This is a genomic window from Gilvimarinus sp. 1_MG-2023, from assembly GCF_030548285.1.
The window spans coordinates 1-17,937 of sequence record NZ_JAUOSC010000020.1 but is presented as its reverse complement, the minus strand read 5'-3'; the positions used below and the strand labels follow the sequence as shown (position 1 = coordinate 17,937).

Genomic DNA, 17,937 nt, shown 5'->3' with positions numbered 1-17,937 from the left:
CTAAAACTAGTATCGGGTGCTCTCTCTCAGCCCAAACCTTCGGGTGCTTACGAGCACCCTTTTTTTCTCTGGCACATCTTAGGGAAATTTTATTAATGTAATAAATCGAGGTGTAAGGTTTCAAGATAATGAAGCTTTACATTCTATGACCGGCAGATTTTACAGAAAAATATAGTGTGATGAGATGGGCTACTAACCCAGCACACTTGAAATATTGAATTGAATTTATGAGTAAGGTTATATGAACTCAGAGATTGTGGAGCTTTCGGCTCGCTTTGAAAATTGGTTATACCGTGAAGCTTTACCTAAATGGCTAACCAGTGGCATTAACAGACAAAATGGCGCTCACTATGAAGCTCTTACCATGGCGGGTGAAGTCGATGATCTCAGTAATATTAGAGTTAGAGTTCAAGCACGACAAACTTTTTGCTATGCCATGGCGACGAAAGCCGGGTGGATTAATGCGGAAAATACGACCACTCGTCTCCTAGAGTTCTCGGAGAATCATGCCAGTCACCTTGTATCAGGTGGTGGTTTTTATCATCTTTTAAACGCTGATTTTTCACCCAAGGACACTGAAGAAGACTTATACGACCAAGCATTCTTTTTTCTCGCTTACTCTGCCTGCATCAATGCATTTGGCGATAATGGATTTTCAGATAAAGCTCACGCCCTATCAAGATTTTTGGACGAAAAAATGAAATCTGAACACGGCGGCTGGAACGAAGGCGGCAATCGATACACTGTTCGCCGTCAGAACCCTCACATGCATTTATTTGAAGCCTTTATGAGCCTATACGAGTCAACCAATGATATGTATTGGCTGACTCGTGCCAATGATATTTTCCTGCTTTTCGAACGCTACTTTTACGACTCAGACCTCAATGTGGTGTTTGAATTTTTTAACAATGATTGGACTCTAGCTCACTCAGTAGAGCAAGCAGCCATCGAACCCGGACATATGTTTGAGTGGGTTTGGCTACTTGATTGGTATTCACGTATTTCTGGAACGAAAGTGGACCATATAATTCAGCCTTTGTTTAATAAAGGCTTGGAAATCGGCCTGGCGCCGAACGGACTGGTGTATGACGAGGTGAACTGTTTTGGAAAGATCCACCAGGCCACCATGAGAAGCTGGGGGTTAACAGAGCTTATTAAAGCCGCACTCGTCATGCACACAAGAGGCGACCCCAATGCCAACGCTGTCATGAACTCCGCACTACATTGTATGTTTTCCTCTTACCTACAGGCTGAATTTCCAGGTGGGTATATAGATCAGCGGGATGAAAACAATAACGTACTCAGCGACCGCTGTCCGGCCAGCACTTTATATCATTACTGTGCCCTGGCGAATGAACTGCGCACCAGGGTATTAAACAAAAATTGATCTAATCTCGCCAAGAAAAGATTGGTTATATACCACTGATATACCAAGCATAGGTCGCTACTCAGCTGGCGTTGTATTTCCCGACGCCCGCCATGCATCCTCTGAGGCTCGCTTTTTCTCTCAAGTGCCACCTTCTATGTATGAAGGTGCACTAGCAGGCTGTTGAAATTTAAAGCGGTGGCATCCGTTAATATAAAAAACTTACTAAAAAATATTTAATGGTAGCTATTTTACTACCACTAAATGCACCTGCCTGGGGCCATGTGCACCGAGTACCATTTTTTGTTCTATATCTCCGGTACGTGAAGGACCGGTAACCAGATTAACGGTGCGAGGGATATCCCCCGAACGCTGTCGAAGATCTTCCCATACCGATTCCTGTGAAGGTAGGATATTGTTGTACGGCAGAATAATAATTAAATACTCTGGCAAGAAATGACTGGCTGAAGAATGACCCGGCTGTGAAATCAGAACCAGACTGCCTGTTTCTGCAATTCCCCGGAAGGCTTCTGTAACCACGACCGGGGAATTGACATTTCCTATCGTCGTGCGGACATCAAGCTCCGGCACTCTCGACCAGGCAAATTGTCCAGCCTTACCGTTAGCGAAACAAACGTTTGGCAACTGGTGCTTGGCTAGGTAGCGAACTATCGCCTCAGGTACATCTTTATTACTGGAGACGTATTCTATGGAAGCAGCGCTAGCCAGAACTCTTTTTTCAAACTCCTCGACCATCGCCACACCAGAAAGATTACCCCGCGCGGGAATCGTGTTGACCTCTACCCGAGCAATCAAGTTTTCCGATTTTTCTGCAGCATCTTGCATAGGTTTCTTGTTACGGGCAATAGCCGCAAATATTTTCTTGCGAGCGTTACTCATAGCGCACTCCCAGATTCTCCTTAGTCTTGGCTTTCTGTTTCAATTGGGCATGAAAAGTTTTTCCCTCTGGGGTGGGAAAATTTCGATATTGCGTCCAACCGCTGGCGAAGGGTAAGCGGGTCAGACCGCCTCGACGCCGGCCAACGACCTTCATTCCCCACGCCGTCAAGCCGGTAAGCGCTTGATAGAGTCCGGGGCGTGTTGCCAGCCAAGCCCAAGCACTCAAGCCGGCGCGCTGAAACGGAGACGTCAGTTTTTTCGTCTGCTCCTCCACCCGCCAGCGGCGCATAATGTCAGTTAGCGGAATTTTTACCGGACAGACTTCCACACACCGGCCACAAAAAGTCGAGGCATTAGGCAATGCTGAAGATTTCTCTACCCCGATAAGCGCTGGGGTTAACGCCGAACCGATGGGCCCCGGGTATACCCAACCATAGGCATGTCCACCGACCGCACCATAAACCGGACAGTGATTCATGCACGCACCACAGCGGATACAATTCAGTACGTCCTGGTTTTCGCTGCCCAATAATTCACTGCGGCCGCCGTCCAGTATCACCACATGAAATTCTTGCGGGCCGTGCCAGTCGTCTTCGCGTTTTGGCCCGGAAGACAAGGTCACATACGCCGTTGCTTCCTGTCCGGTCGCCGAACGTGGCAACAGCCGCAAAAACGTCGAAAGATCTTCCAAGGTGGGAATCACCCGCTCTATGGTTGTCACAACCACATGAACCTTGGGTAGGGTCTGAGTTAAATCGCCATTACCTTCGTTCGTAACGATAACGGTGGAACCGGTCTCAGCCACCATATAGTTGGCACCGGTAATGCCTACATCCGCCGCAAAGAATCGCTCTCGCAATGCCTCCCGTGCCTCGCCCACTAAACGCTCAGGTTCCGTTAGGTCGCGGGCTGGATCAAGTTGCGCGTGAGACTTGACGAAGGTCTTGGCAATATCATCCTGCTGAAGGTGAACTGCCGGCACCACAATGTGGCTCGGGGCTTCTTTGCGCAACTGCAGGATATATTCGCCCAGATCGGTTTCGACCGGCTCTATACCGTTATCGGCAAGAAAGTTATTAAGCTCTAGCTCTTCGGTCACCATCGACTTACCTTTGGTAACCGTTTTTGCGCCAACCTTTTGGCAAATGTCCAGCACTGCATTGCGTGCATCATCGGCCGTACTGGCCCAGTGTACTTGCCCGCCTTGCTCGAGCACCTTCGATTCGAACTGTTCCAGGTAACTATCCAAATCCGCCATCACCTGACGCTTAATGCGTTGAGCATCGTTACGCAGCGCGTCAAATTCCGGCAGCTGCACAACCGCGGCAGCCCGCCGTGCCTGTAAACCGTCACCCAGTTTACCCAGCGCCCCTTGAAGCTTGGGATCATGAATGGCAACAGCCGCATTTTGTTTAAAGGAGCTACAACTCGATGACATAACCGTTAGCCCTCACCTTCACCGATGGCAGGCAAGTCGGTCATACCCGCCAAGACTTCTGCCACGTGCCTGGCCTTAACGGTGCTACCCTCTCGTGTCATTTTGCCCGCCATATTCAACAGGCAACCTAGATCGCCAGCCAAAAGGGTATCCGCACCGCTGCGCTCGATGTTGTCTAACTTGCGACTGACCATAGTGTTGGAAATATCGGAATACTTGACACAAAACAACCCACCAAAACCGCAACACTCCTCTTCCCCCTTCATTTCTTGCAAGCTAAGTCCCTTTACGCTGCTCAATAATTGACGAGGCTGTGCTTTGACATTGAGCTCTCTCAAACCGGCGCAACTGTCGTGATAACAAACGCTACCTTCAAAGTGCGCATCCAGTGTTTGCACACCGAGCTCATCGACAAGAAAACTGGTCAACTCATGAGTATTTTTGGCGAGGGCTAGCGCACGCGAATGCCACTCGGCATCTTTCGAGAACAACTTAGGGTAGTGGTCTTTAATCATCCCGGCACACGAGCCCGAGGGTGCCACCACATAGTCGTAGGACTCAAAGGTTTCAATGACTTGTTGCGCAAGCGCTTTTGCCGCCACTTCATCACCGCTGTTGTACCCTGGCTGACCACAACAGGTTTGCTGCTTGGGGACGATCACATCGCAGCCCGCGTTTTGCAATAACTTAATCGCTGCAAAACCAACGCTGGGACGCATAACATCGACCAAGCACGTGACATACAAAGCGACCTGTATCGAGCTCGTTGTTTCGGTCACCGTTATCTCTCCGAAGTTGAAATGGCGTGTAGACGCCCACCAAATAACAGGGAGGAAGGAGCCGCAAACCGCAGCATCCATCCTCGCCATTTACCGTGCACAGTGTTACTTGGAATAGCGAATAACTTCCTGGCGCTGCTCGCCAAGATTATCGATACCCAAACGCATAACATCGCCTTCTTGTAAAAATTTCGGCGGTTTCATACCCAAGCCAACCCCAGGCGGGGTACCCGTACTGATAATATCGCCGGGCTGCAGACTCATAAATTGGCTGATGTAATGCACAAGAAATGGCACTTTGTATACCATGGTCTCGGTACTGCCATCCTGAACTCGTTCGCCATTTAACTCGAGCCAAACATTCAAATTATTAAAGTCACCTACCTCATCAGGTGTGACCAGATAGGGGCCGGTCGGACCAAAGGTATCGCAGCTTTTACCCTTCACCCACTGCCCTGCCTTTTCCAGCTGATATTCACGCTCAGACAGATCATTGATCAAACAAAAACCCGCCACATAATCCATGGCATCGGCTTCAGAGACGTACTTAGCCTCTTTTCCAATCACAACACCGAGCTCAACTTCCCAATCGCTCTTTTTAGATTCAGGCGGTAACTCTACCTGATCATAAGGACCACTAATCGCAGAGGTTGCCTTCATAAAAAGCACCGGCTCGGGTGGCACATCCATACCCGACTCCTGGGCATGATCCGCGTAATTCAACCCCACACAGATAAACTTGCCGACGCCGGCAACGGGCTCAGCAATGCGAGTGCCATCCTCTACCTTGGGCAGGCTGCTGGCATCCAGGTTGCGAACTTTGGCGAACTGATCGCCACTGAGAAAGTTGCCGTCTATCTCATCAATATGGCCGGATAAGTCGCGAATATTGCCTTCTTCATCCAGTAATCCTGGTTTTTCCTGACCCACTTGGCCAAATCGTAATAATTTCATCGTCAGTACCTCTGGTTCACTTTTAACACCCGAGCGCTCACCGAGGTGTCGCGCCCGGGGACAAATTACAACGAAAAGATGGGCTCCATAGGCACCCACTTCTCACCCGCCTTTGCCCAGGGCACAGCTTGCTGAAACGTGTCCATCAGCTGCTCCCACTCCCGTACCTTAGCGTTGCTCTGATCAGCTGCCGCCTTGGCTGCAAAGGAAAATTCGTTATCCACTTCCATCACCATCACCAAGCGATTGCCCAGCAAATAAATTTTCATATCCAAAATTCCGGAGTCTTTGATGCTCTGTTTGACCTCAGGCCAGACATTTTCCGGTTGGTGAAACTCTCTATAGCGCTCAATTAAAGCGGGATCATCTTTTAAATCCAGCGCCAGACAGTATCGCCTTACACCATTGCTTGCATATTCAGCTGTCATAAAATTTCACCGTTCGATAACCGTAGGTGGCAATCACCACAAAACACAGCAGTGGCAAAGCAAATGAGGCTTGCACTGCACTCACTAAACCCAACGACCAGGTGTCTATGACACCCGCCTGCAACATGGGTAAAAAGGTTCCACCAACTATTGCCATAATCAAGCCCGCGGCGGCAAACTTGGCGTCGTCACCGTCGAGCCCCTTTAAGGCAATCGCGTAGATGGTAGGAAACATCAACGACATACAAGCCGATATCAGTACCAAACAATAGAGCCCGGCCACGCCACCTAACATAATAGTGCCGACTGACAACGCCATACCACCACAAGCCAAGGTCATTAAGAGCGTGCCCGGGTGAATAAATTTCAAAAAGAACGTGCAGATAAAACGACTGGCGCAGAAAATAATCATGGCAACAATGTTGTACTGCTGGGACAAAACCTGCGCTGCTTTTTCCCCCATGCCGCGCGCCATAAACACATCGGTACCGTAGTGAATAATGAACGTCCAGCACATAATTTGCGCCCCCACATAGAACATTTGCGCAACCACACCTTCCCTATAGCTTTTCGAGTGACGAAGGCGACCAAATATAGCGGCAAGACTCACATCTCTCGCTTCAGGCGGTTTACCGACGGGCATTTTGATAAAGGCAATCAAAACAAACATCAGCGCAATCACAACACCAATCATGACATACGGCTGACTGACGACTGCCAAATCAGCCGCTTTAACCGTATCAAGCTCGGCCATGCTCAGCAGTTCCCGCTCGGCCTTTCCCCGGGCATCGAGGTTGGCCAAAATCACTTGAGACGCGGTGTACATCCCGATAAGTGAACCGATAGGATTGAACGCTTGGGCCAAGTTCAATCGGCGTGTAGCGGTCTCTGCCGGCCCCATCGAGAGAATATAAGGATTGGCTGTGGTTTCCAAAAAAGACAGACCGCATGTAATGACAAAGTAAGCCACCAAAAACGGAAAGAACTCACCGACCGAACTGGCCGGGATAAACAAAAGGCCTCCGATTGCGTAAAGGAAGAGCCCCATCAAAATACCCGCCTTGTAGGAGTACTTGCGAATAAAAAGTGCTGCGGGAAAGGCCATGGCGCCATACCCGCCGTAGAAGGCGACCTGAACCCAAGTGGCTTCGGTAGCTCCCGTCAGAAATATTTTCTGAAATGCGGCCACCATCGGATTCGTTATATCGTTAGCAAACCCCCAAAGTGCAAAGCAACAAGTAATCAATATAAACGGTATAAGGAATGCAGCCGGGATCAGAGCCGGTTGCTTTTCACTGTTACTTTGCGGCCGCGGGGCGGCCGTGCTTTCAAGGGTTGTCATCACGTAAACCTTCTTTATTAATTTTATTGATTTTTCGCAAGGGAGCTCTCGGAGTTTATACTATATGACAGGTACACCTTCTTTCAGAAGGGCCGGTCGAAACTCCGATCTTAATTATTGAGCGTCACAAATCCCCCATCGATTGGAAAGTTAGAGCCGGTAATAAAAGCGGCCTCATCCGAACAAAGATAAGCCACCAACCCCGCTATTTCATCCGGTTTTCCCATACGCCCTATTGGCTGACTTTTTGACAGCTTCTCGAACATTTCGGTTTTGGTATCGGGGTAATTTTTTTCCAGATAGTCATCGACAAACGGGGTGTGAACCCGCCCTGGTGCGATGCAATTGCAGCGAATACCGTGATCGATATAATCGCGCGCCACCGAGTACGTCATTGTCAGAACCGCGCCCTTGGTCATTGAGTAGGCAAACCGGTCGGCAATGCCTACCGATGACGCAATAGAGGCCATGTTTACAATCACGCCGCTGCGACGCTCTTTCATTCCTCCGATGACCGCCTGAGTCGCGTTGAAAACACCTTTGACATTGACGCGATATAAACGATCTAAATCCTCTTCGGTTGTGGCTTCCAAATTGCCTACGTGGCCGATGCCAGCATTGTTGATCAAGATATCAATAGGCGTGTCTTTCTGTATCTCTGCAAAGCGTTCAGCTACCTGTGCGTGATCAGCAATGTCACAGGCGTAGGCGGTCGCCGTCCCTCCCGCTGACTGAATGCGCTCGGCCGTGCTCTGGGCGGTTTCGTCGTTCAAATCCAATACCAGAATATGCGCCCCTTCGGCCGCCAGTCGCAAACAAACACTGGCGCCGATACCACTTCCGCCACCAGTGACTAATGCGGTCTTTCCGATCATTTTTTGCATCGCTGTCAGGTCCTCACTCATACTCTTCAAGACTAAGTTATTCAATTTCCGAGCTATAGGTTGTAGAAAGCTTGCGCCGTCTTTCCCCAGATAGCCGCTTGTTGCGCATCATCGAGCCGGCCAATAAAAGCCTCGCTGGCACCGACCCAATCGTCATAACTGGCCGCCAAGGTCAGAACCGGCCAGTCGCTTCCCCACATCAATCGATCTGCACCAAACGAGCTAAGCAGATGTGACAAGTAGGGCGTCAGGTCATCAAACGAGCCGTGCTCACCGGCTTCGGTAATCAGGCCGGACAACTTACAATAAGCATGGCTGTTTGCCGCAATACGGGAGATTTTCTTGCGCCACGGCTCGTCCATTCCGCAGGCAATATTCGGCTTGGCGGCGTGGTCAATAACGACTTTCAGCTGTGGATAACGCCCCAACAGCACCTCCAATGCGTCCAGATGTGACGGTGTGATCAACGCATCAAAGCTCAGCCCCCGCTCAATAAGCACCGAGAAAATCGCGTCCAGCTCGGGTTTGAGCATCCACCTCGGGTCGACAATGTCCTGAATCATCGGACGAATACCTTTCAACGCCGAGTGGCTCGCCAGGCGCTCAAGCGTCTCGACCGAACCTTTTTGCTCCATATCCACCCAACCCACGACCCCGGCAATAAAGTCGGTCGTCTCAGCCAGATCCAGCATATATTCAGTCTCTTCCACACTGGCGGCCGCCTGTACCAATACCGTCTTACTGACACCCGCTCTTTCCAGCAGCGGTTGTAGATCCCGCGCAAGAAAGTCGCGGTATAGCGGCGTTAGCTCGGGCGTTAACCAATGGTAATCGCCTCGGTTAAGCTGCCAAACATGTTGGTGTGCATCGATACGCAGCATAAGGTTTAACCCTGGGGCGATTGGGGTATAGGCGCCGATGGATGCAACAACCCAGCGTCTTTAAGTGCCGCCCAGAAGGCGACGGGAATGTTACATTGCATATCGGCAACGCTAGTCTCGACGCGGCGCGGCGCGCTCAAGCCAGGAATTACACTAGCGACCGCTGGGTGTGCTAAAGGAAACTGCAGTGCGGCTGCGGTGAGCGGAACCTCAAATTCGTTACACAGGGACTCGATACGCTCCACTCGGTTAATGATCTCCGCCGAGGCCGGCTGATAATTATAGTGGGGCACTACGCCGGCGCGCTTCACGCCCGTTGCCAATATCCCCGAGTTGTATGGCCCGCCAAGGACGATGGAGGTATTGCGCTCTACACAGCGCGGCAAAAAGGTATCCAACGCCTGCTGCTCCAACAGTGTGTAGCGACCCGCTAGTAAAAAGCAGTCGAAATCACCGTGGTCCATCGCCTGTTCGCAGACTTCATATTCGTTGACACCCAAGCCTATGGCGCTCACCAGGCCTTGCGAGCGCAACTCATCCATCGCCTTGTAGCCACCTTCCATCGCAATCCGAAACAACCGATCGTGATCATCACCGTGGGTTACCCGGCCAATATCGTGCATGTAAAGGATATCGATCTTGGGCAAACCGAGGCGCTGAATACTGTGCTCAAACGAACGCATAATGCCGTCATAAGAATAGTCGTACCCCGGCTCAAACGGCATGGGGGAGCAGAAGCCGTATTTATCCTCGGCCTTACCGCACGGTTGTAACAGCCGCCCCACTTTGGTGGAGAGCACATAGTCAGAAGCGGCGTGCGCGCGCAAGGCATCCCCCACCCGACGCTCACTCAGACCAAAACCGTAAAAGGGAGCTGTATCGAATTGATTGAGCCCTAACTCCAGAGCTTTATCGATCGCGGCGCGGGCGCTTTCATCGGACATGGGTTGATAGAGATTACCCAAGGTAGCCGCGCCAAATCCCAGCTCTGTCACTGCTAGCGAGGTTGCACCAATTTGTCGTTTATTTATCGCCATGGTCTTCTATCGCCTCTCGTTCTTCAGTTTGCTCTTAGCCTTCTCTGCCGTTAGTCCCTATTTAGCGCGACACCGGTAGGCAGGCAGGTCCGGTAGGCTCAAACTGTTTATAGGTCAGGACAAACTCCTGATGCCCTAACTCTTCGGACTTGGTTTTCTCACCATCCGCCACTTTACACACCAACTCAAAAATTTCCTCACCAACACTGTTCACAGTGCCCTCACCGTCTATGATCTTACCGGCGTTGACGTCCATATCATCGGCCAGTTTCTGGTACGTTTCCGGATTGGCACACACTTTAATGACCGGAGAAATCGCCGAACCCACGACAGATCCGCGCCCGGTGGTAAACAGAACAAGATGAGAGCCGGAGGCTATCAGCTCGACAATTTCGGCATTATCGACGATGTTGGGAAAGCCGAATCGGGGCTCGCCATCAGGAACCACGTCCAGCAAGTAGAGCCCGCCCTGGGTGACAACATCACCGGGTTTAATCAGCCCGTGAATTTTCGATGCGCCGGATTTAGCATAAGCTCCTAGCGATTTTTCTTCCTGCGTGGTCAGCCCGCCCTCGGCATTGCCAGGGGCGAAACTGCCATACCCCATCACCCGGTAATAATTCTCTGCTTTTTCTACGGCCGCCAATATCTCCTGGCCCAGCTCAGGTGTGGCGGCACGATCTGCCATCACTTGCTCACAACCAATCAGCTCGCCGGTTTCCTCAAAAATACAGGCTGCCCCTTGTTCAACAAGAGTGTCGAAGCTACGCCCTACCGCCGGATTCGCACTGATACCACTGGTACCGTCCGAGCCACCGCAAATCGTACCGACGACGAGCTCCGCTACGCCCATATCCACCATCGGCGTAGCGGCTATTTCACGCTGCGTCGCTTCCACAGCCTCCAGGCCGGATTCAATGGTTCGCCGGGTACCGCCGGATTCCTGAATCACCAAGGTGCGAACGGGGCGACCACTGTCTGCAATTGTTTTGCTCAACCGTTCACGGTTAAAACCTTCACACCCGAGCGAAACAAGTACCACGCCACCGATGTTAGGGTGGGTGCATAAACGCTCCATCATGGTGAGCGAGTACTCATTAGGAAAACAGCCGGGAAAGCCTATCAGTTGTACCGCGTCGGAATTAGCACGACTGACCACCGCGCGCGCGACGTGATGGGCACACTCCACTAGATAAACGACCACGACAATATTGCGAATGCCCTTGCGGCCGTCGGCCCGTAAGTAGCCCTTCATTGACCCACCTCCATTTTTTTCTCCCGCGTGTGGCTGGGGATGTAATCACTTTTTATATTGTGCATGTGCACATGCTCGCCAAAGGCAATATCGACCGTGGCGGAGCCGATGGGGGCCCCATAACGAAAGATTTTTTCGCCCTTACCAATCGCTCGGCGCGCCACTTTGTGGCCGACATGGATATCGACACCCATGATGAGGCTCTCACCTTCAAGAACGACGGTCTCTCCCGCCCCAACTTGGCCGCAACACACCAGCACATTGTCATTTTCGTTCACCAGAACTAATCGCCTGTCATTCATATCCACTCTATCCACGATATTTTTACAGCTTCCATAGATTGGCTTCGAGTATAATATTTTTATTAATAAAAGACAACAAAGCACACAAGGATTACCCGCTGAAACCGCCTGACCTTAATCACTTGCCAGTTAAGGCAGGACGGAGCTCAACCCAAGCCCACACCGTTAAACGCGCAATACGCGCTTAATTACTCAATGGAACAGTACTGGCAAAAAGTTTGGTCAGAAATGGCTCACCCAGGACACAGCTAGAGCGGCTTAAGAGCACGAGACAGGAGTGTACGGCCGATAGAGCCCACGACACGATCGGCAACCGCACGTCAAATACCAGCATGCTTGCGCCCGACCTCAAACATCTCCGATACGGGCCATACCGAGATGTTTGCTATTAATAATAACCCTACAGGGATTCCACTATTATCTATCGTGTTTCTAACTCTTTAGCAATAGCACATACCCGGTCAACGAGTTGACGCCCTTGACCGGCAAGAGCGAGACTCAACTCAACAAGGCGTTATTGGCTTTGCAAATAACGAATAAATTGATCAATTTGTGGATTATCTGGCTCTAGCTTTTGTAGCTTTTCGGCATAAACGAGCGCCTTCTGCCATTGTTGAGACCGCTGCAGAGCATCCAACAAGGCGAAGAGTACTTCCTGATTATCAGGCTGCAGCTTATACAGCGCCTCCAGCACGTCAACTCCCTTGCCAAAGTGGCCACGCGAGGTCAATGCCACCGCATAGACATACCCAAAGCGAATATTATTTGGCTCCAGTTCAGCCGCGCGAGCCAAGGCAACGACCCCGTCTTCATAGCGTTTTTGCCGGATTAACAGCAAGCCAAGCGAATGGTGAATACCCGCGATCTCTGCATTGTGTTTAATAAAGGCTCGCAACAATGGCTCGCCCTTAGCATCCTGCCCCCGCACGCGGTATAAATCTGCCAGCCCCATGGTTGCCGGCAAGTTATATGGCGCTAGCACCAGCGCCTTTTGCAGAGCTTTTTCAGCAGAATCGTACTGACCTCGGGCGACGTGATACTGGCTCAAGTTGACTTGGCCACTCGGGGTATCGGCATGGTGCTTTAATACCGCCAAATACTCCTGCCGAGCCCGCTTCAGCACCGACAGCTGCTCTTTATTTAGCTGCTGATCTTCAACTTCATGCAATAGCCTAGTCGCCTCAAGACGCACCACCCTTCGCGGATCGCTTAGCATCGGCAGTAAATCCCCTATCCGCTGCTCGATGGGTAACATCGCCAACACTCTGACCGCCCCAAGGCGCACCAATGGATCCTCATCACCCAGATTCGCTCGGGCCGCCTTCAATGCCTGACTATCGTATTGACCGGACAGCAATGACAGCGCCGTCCCCCGCACAATGCCAGGCTGCTCGGCATTATTCGCCAGCTGGCTCAGTAACTGTTGCGCCGGTACAGCGCCACTGTGCCCTACCGCCAAGGCCTCACCGTAGTGCGGCGGCAAGGTTTTGTTTGACGCCTGTAACCATTTCTCCATCGCATTAGCAGCCCAGACATTGGTTTGATCTTGATGGCATTGGGTGCAAGCGTTGGGCGTATCATGCCCGACGCTAAGATCCGGCCTGGGAATACGTATACTGTGATCTCGTCTGGGATCCACCACCATATAAGTTGTTTCCGGCATATGGCAATTAGCGCACTGCGCCCCACTACTAGCGGGAGGGTGATGGTGGTGTTTTTCGGTGTCAAAGACGGACGGCTTGTGACACTGAGCGCAGACGGCGTTACCCTCTGCCCGCAATTTCAAACTGTGAGGCTCGTGGCAATTGGAGCACACCACTCCTTTCTGATACATCTTACTTTGCAGGAAGGAACCCATGACATAGACTTCATCGCGTATTTGACCACCCGAGTGGTACAGCGGGGGCGTCAAGGATTCGATCTGGTGCTTATCAAAAAAATGTCCGGGTTTATCCGGGTCGTCAATCAACATTCTGCGCGAGTGACAACTGCCGCAGGTAGAAAGCTGACCATTCAAATCCGGAGTAACCGCCGCAGTCGTCTGCGCGGTGTCGCGGTCCGCACTGTGCAGCCACTGATTCACAGCGCTGATCGAGCGATTAAACCCCAAATGCTGATGTGCCGCAGCGCCGGTGTTATTTTTAGCCCACTCCACGTGTGATTGTCCGGGCCCATGGCAGGCCTCACAGGCAACGTTAATTTCCGACCAGCGAGTGTCGTAGCTATTGGTTTTTTCGTCGTAGTTTTTTTCCAGATTAGTCGAGTGGCAATGGGCACACCGGCTGTTCCAGTTGAAGTATGTCCCCGTCCAGTGCAGCGCATCGTCATGAGGAATTCGTTCGTCGGGATAAAGGTGAAACCAACGCTGCCCTCCCTCGGACTCGGGCCGACTGTCCCAGGAGAGACTCAGCGCCTGCAGCCGTCCATCGGGAAATGCGATCAAGTACTGTTGCAGAGGCTCCACGCCGAAGGTATAGGCAATTTCAAACACTTCGGTGTCACCTTTAGCATTAGTCGTCTCTACTAAAAAGGTATCATCACGCCGAAAAAAACGGCTCTTATCGCCGTAGTGATCTACGGTAACATCGCCAAAATCCCCCAGCACATAATCTGGTGTGGCGGGCTTCATCGCCCAATCGTGATGTGACCCTTGCCAGAGCTTATACTCGTTGCTGTGACACCCGGCACAGGTGGCAACCCCGACAAACCCATCATCAGCGCAAAGGCCATGCTGAGCCAAGAGAAGCAAAATAAAGCCGCCGATCCGGCCCAGAACTAACCGCCTAACGAATCGGTTCAAATTAACCTCGATACAATCATTCTATTACTGCCCCAGCGGCACGACTTCGGCGTAGAAGACTATCAGACGCCCAGCCTCCCAGCCAGCTTCGAAACTGACCACTGGCGTCATCACGCAACCGAATCTTTTCATACAACTCCCACATGCCGGGTAAAAGATTGTTGGAGGGCTGTGCTACTCCGTGCTCAAAACGCATATAACCTTGAGCGCCTGTATCATACGACGGCCAACCCGGCAGCCCATCTTGGTTCGGCTTACCAGTTTTAATAAAGTTAACTAAATAATTGAACATCAATTGCGATAGTTCTTGATCGGCAGCAGTGATACCAGTCTCACCGATCTCGGCGTGCAAATAGCGACCGTAAAAATAGTTGGCATCGGCACAGTGGGCAACACCTTTCGTGACATTGACTCCCGCCACCGGCTCATCGGCATAAGGTGGTCGGTGCGCCATATAGTATAAATATGTTGGAGACGAGACCTTGCTGGAGTATCGAGCCAAAGTTTCTGCGCCATAACCGGCAACCCGGTCCCGTCCCGCGTGATAGACGCTAGTCAATAGATCATCTGACGGATAAAGGCGTAAAAAATCCTCGCTTATATTACCGTATCGTTCGCGAATGGATTTTACATACGCATCGCTGCTAGCAGGTACAGCGTCAACCAGTCTTGCCCGATGGAACACCGAGACCTCATCGGCATTAAATCCCAACATTACCGGCACATCGGCACGCTTGCCGCTTTGGTGTAAATCGCGAATCGACTGGGGGAAAACCCAGCCATCGACCACATCGCCTGCCCCTGTAGGCGGATCAAAGTTAGCCACACCCGAGCTCAGCACTCGCTGTTGCAATTGCCGTGCGGGCATATTTCTCAGCTCTGCCAACGATTGCGCCTGCACCGATTGAGCAAAGCGAACCCCCAACGTTTCTGCAGACGGTTGATCCAACGTAGGCTGACGCAATCGGTGCATGCGATTGATAGCCGCATTGCTGCAAAAAGGAGCGGCTCGTTGAAACAAACCTTTGGCGAGCGGCGTTGCCAAAAGTGCACCGACAGCCGACCCGCCCCCAGAGGCTCCTGAGACGGTAATGGTTTTCGGGTCACCGCCAAAAGAAGCAATATGACTCCGCACCCATTGGAGCGCACTCACCAAATCCATAGTGCCGTAATTGCCAGAACTCTTATGGGGAGATTCGGCCGACAATTCCGGGTGGGCAAAAAAGCTGAAAATACCTAACCGGTATTGCGCGGTGACAACCACAATGCCCCGACGATTAAACTCTGCGATCTGCGCGTTCATATTACGCATCGAGCCCGCTGTTCGGCCTCCACTATGAATCAGAAATAAAACCGGCAAAGACTTACCACGCTCCTCCGCGATGGCATCAAGAGGAGCATACACACTAAGGTACAGACAATCCTCACTCTGTGGGGCATATTGGTAAGCCTCCTCGCGAGTGAGACGCTCCGGGGTTAATTGTTGCAAACAAGCAGGTGGGTCGAACGTAGCATTGAAAGTCCCCATCCAATTTTGCATCGGTTGGGGTACGGCCCAGCGTCGATCTCCGACCGGGGGTGCGGCGAAAGGTATTCCCTTAAAGGCCACGGTATTATTCAGTATAGTCCCTTTCACACGCCCGGCAGAACTGCTGATTTGAATATCGTCAGCCTGCGCGACAAGAGCCGCAGGTAAAAATAATAGCAACCCGACAAGCACGCACAAGAAAACTTGTCCGTTTCGAGCGTCAAATATCATTGTACTTGCTCGTGAGCCGCTTCATATTCTTCTTCTGTCATCCAAGTCAGCTCAGGCCAATAACCGGTATCGTTGGCCTGAGGTTTACCTGGTGTCGAGCGCCCACTTACCACAATCTCGGTTAATTGATTGTGCAGGCTGGCAACGATCTTCGGGTGCTGCTTTACCACATTATTTGTCTCGGCCGGATCCTGCGTCAAGTTATACAACTCCAGTTGAGTTGCCGGTATTGATCTCGAAGGAAACTCTTTATTCACAATACCGTCACCCGGCATAATGAGTTTCCAGTCGCCCTCAGTAATGGAAAAACGACCGTAGGCTGACTGAACCAAGGGCACCCGCTCATAATCAGCTTTAGCGTTGGTTAATAGTGATGCAAAGCTTTGACTGTCTTCACCACCGTCATCTGGCAGTGGGAAGTTAACCAACTCAGAGAAAGTTGCCAGCAAATCGACCTGGCCCACTGGCTTATCCCAATCTCGACCAGGGCTATCAATACCCTCTGGCCAGCGCACAAAGAACGGAACGCGATGGCCGCCCTCATAAATATCTCGCTTGCCGCCTTTAAAAATCCCGCTACTGTCATGCCCAAACTCAGTGATTCGCTCCTTCCAAGAGTTTTCTGGTCCATTGTCGCTGGTGAAAACAATCATCGTATTATCATCTAAGCCAGCTTCCTTCAGATAATCCAATATCCGTCCAACGTGATAATCCGTTTCCATCATAAAGTCACCATAAGCGCCCACCTCACTTTTGCCCCAAAACTCTTTTAGAGGCGCCACGGGATAATGAGGTGACGTGTAAGGCAAATAAACAAAAAATGGAGATCCGTCTTTTGCTTCTTGTTTTTTACTGTCAATCCACTCAATGGCTTTATCGGTAAACCGCGTCAGAGCTTTGTTGTCGATGAAGTCAGGCGCAATCTCTAATGGCGTACGATCGGTGTGCGTTTTTAGCTCTGCCACAGATTGATAGTATGGAGGCTTGATCCGGTAATCGACATGCCGCTCATTATCCCTTTTCGCACCAAACTGGGTCGGGGGAATCTTTGCATGACGCCCATCAAACCAGGCCAATACACCATAGTTAAGAGATGCAGGGATACCATAAAAATAGTCGAACCCCTTATCGAGTGGCATATCTTCTACCGGCTTACTCCAATCACGCTGACCAAACTCACCGGGAAACTCCATTCCCAAATGCCACTTACCAACCATCGCAGTGCTATAACCATTGTCTCGCAACATGGACGCCAAGGTCATCCTATTGTCAGGTATTAATCCTGTTGCTTCCGCCTTCATCACTCCGGTCTTTAAATGAGTTCTCCATGAATATCGCCCTGTTAACAAACTGTAACGCGAGGGCGTACAAACACTCTCGGAACTATGGCCGTGTGTAAAGGCAATACCCTCTGTCGCCAAACGATCAATACTGGGGGTTTTAATTTTGGACTCGGGATTTAGATAGCTAGAATCACCGTAGCCTTGATCATCGGTATAGATAACAATAATATTCGGCTTTAAGGTATCTGCCTGAGCCATCGAGCTCACCAAAGTCAAAGCAACTACAACCCACACAACAAAACGGGTGCAACTCTTCATATAAACTCCATAGAAGTTCGCCATTCAATTAAAACCAGAGAAGTAAGCTACATCTCTTAGTAAATTGGTCCAGCATTTTACGATTAACATTCAAGGCCGCCTTGCACCAGCGGCCAGTCTTAACTTATCTCTTAATTTCATAAGATCGAGCACTAAAAAATATTCTAGCGTCAATAATTTCCAACAACATACGAAAACTTTTAACCGCTAA

15 protein-coding genes are annotated in these 17,937 nt (G+C 50.9%); 1 reads left to right on the top strand and 14 read right to left on the bottom strand.

The window, feature by feature from the left end; genetic code table 11:
* The first annotated feature begins 241 nt into the window (after window positions 1–241).
* Window positions 242–1,387 carry an AGE family epimerase/isomerase gene (locus Q4563_RS15240; protein ID WP_303605066.1) on the top strand — a complete coding sequence of 382 codons (1,146 nt, stop codon included), beginning with the start codon at window positions 242–244 and terminating at the stop codon, window positions 1,385–1,387.
* A gap of 225 nt (window positions 1,388–1,612) precedes the next feature.
* Here Q4563_RS15240 and Q4563_RS15235 read toward each other — a convergent pair whose 3' ends face one another.
* The 14 genes from Q4563_RS15235 to Q4563_RS15170 form a co-directional block, all read right to left on the bottom strand.
* The gene (locus Q4563_RS15235; RefSeq protein WP_303605065.1) at window positions 1,613–2,266 is read right to left on the bottom strand and encodes a LutC/YkgG family protein; all 654 of its coding nucleotides are present in this window, start codon (window positions 2,264–2,266) and stop codon (window positions 1,613–1,615) included.
* On the bottom strand, window positions 2,259–3,704 hold the full coding sequence (locus Q4563_RS15230) for a lactate utilization protein B (RefSeq protein WP_303605064.1): 1,446 nt from the start codon (window positions 3,702–3,704) through the stop codon (window positions 2,259–2,261). Before Q4563_RS15230 ends, Q4563_RS15235 begins: the two co-directional genes overlap by 8 nt.
* Before the next feature lie 5 nt (window positions 3,705–3,709).
* A complete protein-coding gene (locus Q4563_RS15225) occupies window positions 3,710–4,483 on the bottom strand; it encodes a (Fe-S)-binding protein (RefSeq protein WP_303605063.1) in 774 nt (257 codons plus the stop codon).
* Between the two features lie 105 nt (window positions 4,484–4,588).
* Window positions 4,589–5,437, bottom strand: a complete 849-nt coding sequence (locus Q4563_RS15220; RefSeq protein ID WP_215976036.1) for a fumarylacetoacetate hydrolase family protein — start codon at window positions 5,435–5,437, stop codon at window positions 4,589–4,591.
* 65 nt (window positions 5,438–5,502) lie between these two features.
* Window positions 5,503–5,865: an L-rhamnose mutarotase gene (locus tag Q4563_RS15215; RefSeq protein ID WP_215976035.1), complete on the bottom strand. Its 363-nt coding sequence runs from the start codon at window positions 5,863–5,865 to the stop codon at window positions 5,503–5,505.
* On the bottom strand, window positions 5,855–7,207 hold the full coding sequence (gene fucP, locus Q4563_RS15210; protein WP_303605062.1) for an L-fucose:H+ symporter permease: 1,353 nt from the start codon (window positions 7,205–7,207) through the stop codon (window positions 5,855–5,857). The genes Q4563_RS15215 and fucP overlap by 11 nt, the downstream gene beginning before the upstream one ends.
* A 110-nt stretch (window positions 7,208–7,317) precedes the next feature.
* The gene (locus Q4563_RS15205) at window positions 7,318–8,091 is read right to left on the bottom strand and encodes an SDR family NAD(P)-dependent oxidoreductase (protein ID WP_303605061.1); all 774 of its coding nucleotides are present in this window, start codon (window positions 8,089–8,091) and stop codon (window positions 7,318–7,320) included.
* Window positions 8,092–8,144: 53 nt separating this feature from the next.
* On the bottom strand, window positions 8,145–8,972 hold the full coding sequence (locus tag Q4563_RS15200) for an amidohydrolase family protein (RefSeq protein WP_303605060.1): 828 nt from the start codon (window positions 8,970–8,972) through the stop codon (window positions 8,145–8,147).
* 5 nt (window positions 8,973–8,977) lie between these two features.
* A complete protein-coding gene (locus tag Q4563_RS15195; protein ID WP_303605059.1) occupies window positions 8,978–10,009 on the bottom strand; it encodes an aldo/keto reductase in 1,032 nt (343 codons plus the stop codon).
* 61 nt (window positions 10,010–10,070) lie between these two features.
* Entirely contained in the window at window positions 10,071–11,264 is a 1,194-nt protein-coding gene (locus tag Q4563_RS15190) for a UxaA family hydrolase (RefSeq protein WP_215976526.1), read from the bottom strand.
* Window positions 11,261–11,566, bottom strand: a complete 306-nt coding sequence (locus Q4563_RS15185) for a UxaA family hydrolase (RefSeq protein ID WP_215976525.1) — start codon at window positions 11,564–11,566, stop codon at window positions 11,261–11,263. Before Q4563_RS15185 ends, Q4563_RS15190 begins: the two co-directional genes overlap by 4 nt.
* 514 nt (window positions 11,567–12,080) lie before the next feature.
* Entirely contained in the window at window positions 12,081–14,366 is a 2,286-nt protein-coding gene (locus Q4563_RS15180) for a tetratricopeptide repeat protein (RefSeq protein ID WP_303605058.1), read from the bottom strand.
* A gap of 16 nt (window positions 14,367–14,382) precedes the next feature.
* Window positions 14,383–16,125 (bottom strand): carboxylesterase/lipase family protein, encoded by a 1,743-nt coding sequence (locus tag Q4563_RS15175; protein ID WP_303605057.1) that lies wholly within the window; start codon window positions 16,123–16,125, stop codon window positions 14,383–14,385.
* On the bottom strand, window positions 16,122–17,726 hold the full coding sequence (locus Q4563_RS15170; RefSeq protein ID WP_303605056.1) for a sulfatase-like hydrolase/transferase: 1,605 nt from the start codon (window positions 17,724–17,726) through the stop codon (window positions 16,122–16,124). The genes Q4563_RS15175 and Q4563_RS15170 overlap by 4 nt, the downstream gene beginning before the upstream one ends.
* Window positions 17,727–17,937 lie beyond the last annotated feature (211 nt).

Coding starts and splice junctions, on each gene's coding strand:
- Q4563_RS15220 (WP_215976036.1), bottom strand. CDS start 5,437: ATGAAATTATTACGATTTGGCCAAGTGGGTCAGGAAAAACCAGGATTA.
- Q4563_RS15240 (WP_303605066.1), top strand. CDS start 242: ATGAACTCAGAGATTGTGGAGCTTTCGGCTCGCTTTGAAAATTGGTTA.
- Q4563_RS15215 (WP_215976035.1), bottom strand. CDS start 5,865: ATGACAGCTGAATATGCAAGCAATGGTGTAAGGCGATACTGTCTGGCG.
- Q4563_RS15190 (WP_215976526.1), bottom strand. CDS start 11,264: ATGAAGGGCTACTTACGGGCCGACGGCCGCAAGGGCATTCGCAATATT.
- Q4563_RS15230 (WP_303605064.1), bottom strand. CDS start 3,704: ATGTCATCGAGTTGTAGCTCCTTTAAACAAAATGCGGCTGTTGCCATT.
- Q4563_RS15185 (WP_215976525.1), bottom strand. CDS start 11,566: ATGAATGACAGGCGATTAGTTCTGGTGAACGAAAATGACAATGTGCTG.
- Q4563_RS15235 (WP_303605065.1), bottom strand. CDS start 2,266: ATGAGTAACGCTCGCAAGAAAATATTTGCGGCTATTGCCCGTAACAAG.
- Q4563_RS15175 (WP_303605057.1), bottom strand. CDS start 16,125: ATGATATTTGACGCTCGAAACGGACAAGTTTTCTTGTGCGTGCTTGTC.
- Q4563_RS15200 (WP_303605060.1), bottom strand. CDS start 8,972: ATGCTGCGTATCGATGCACACCAACATGTTTGGCAGCTTAACCGAGGC.
- Q4563_RS15195 (WP_303605059.1), bottom strand. CDS start 10,009: ATGGCGATAAATAAACGACAAATTGGTGCAACCTCGCTAGCAGTGACA.
- Q4563_RS15205 (WP_303605061.1), bottom strand. CDS start 8,091: ATGCAAAAAATGATCGGAAAGACCGCATTAGTCACTGGTGGCGGAAGT.
- fucP (WP_303605062.1), bottom strand. CDS start 7,207: ATGACAACCCTTGAAAGCACGGCCGCCCCGCGGCCGCAAAGTAACAGT.
- Q4563_RS15170 (WP_303605056.1), bottom strand. CDS start 17,726: ATGAAGAGTTGCACCCGTTTTGTTGTGTGGGTTGTAGTTGCTTTGACT.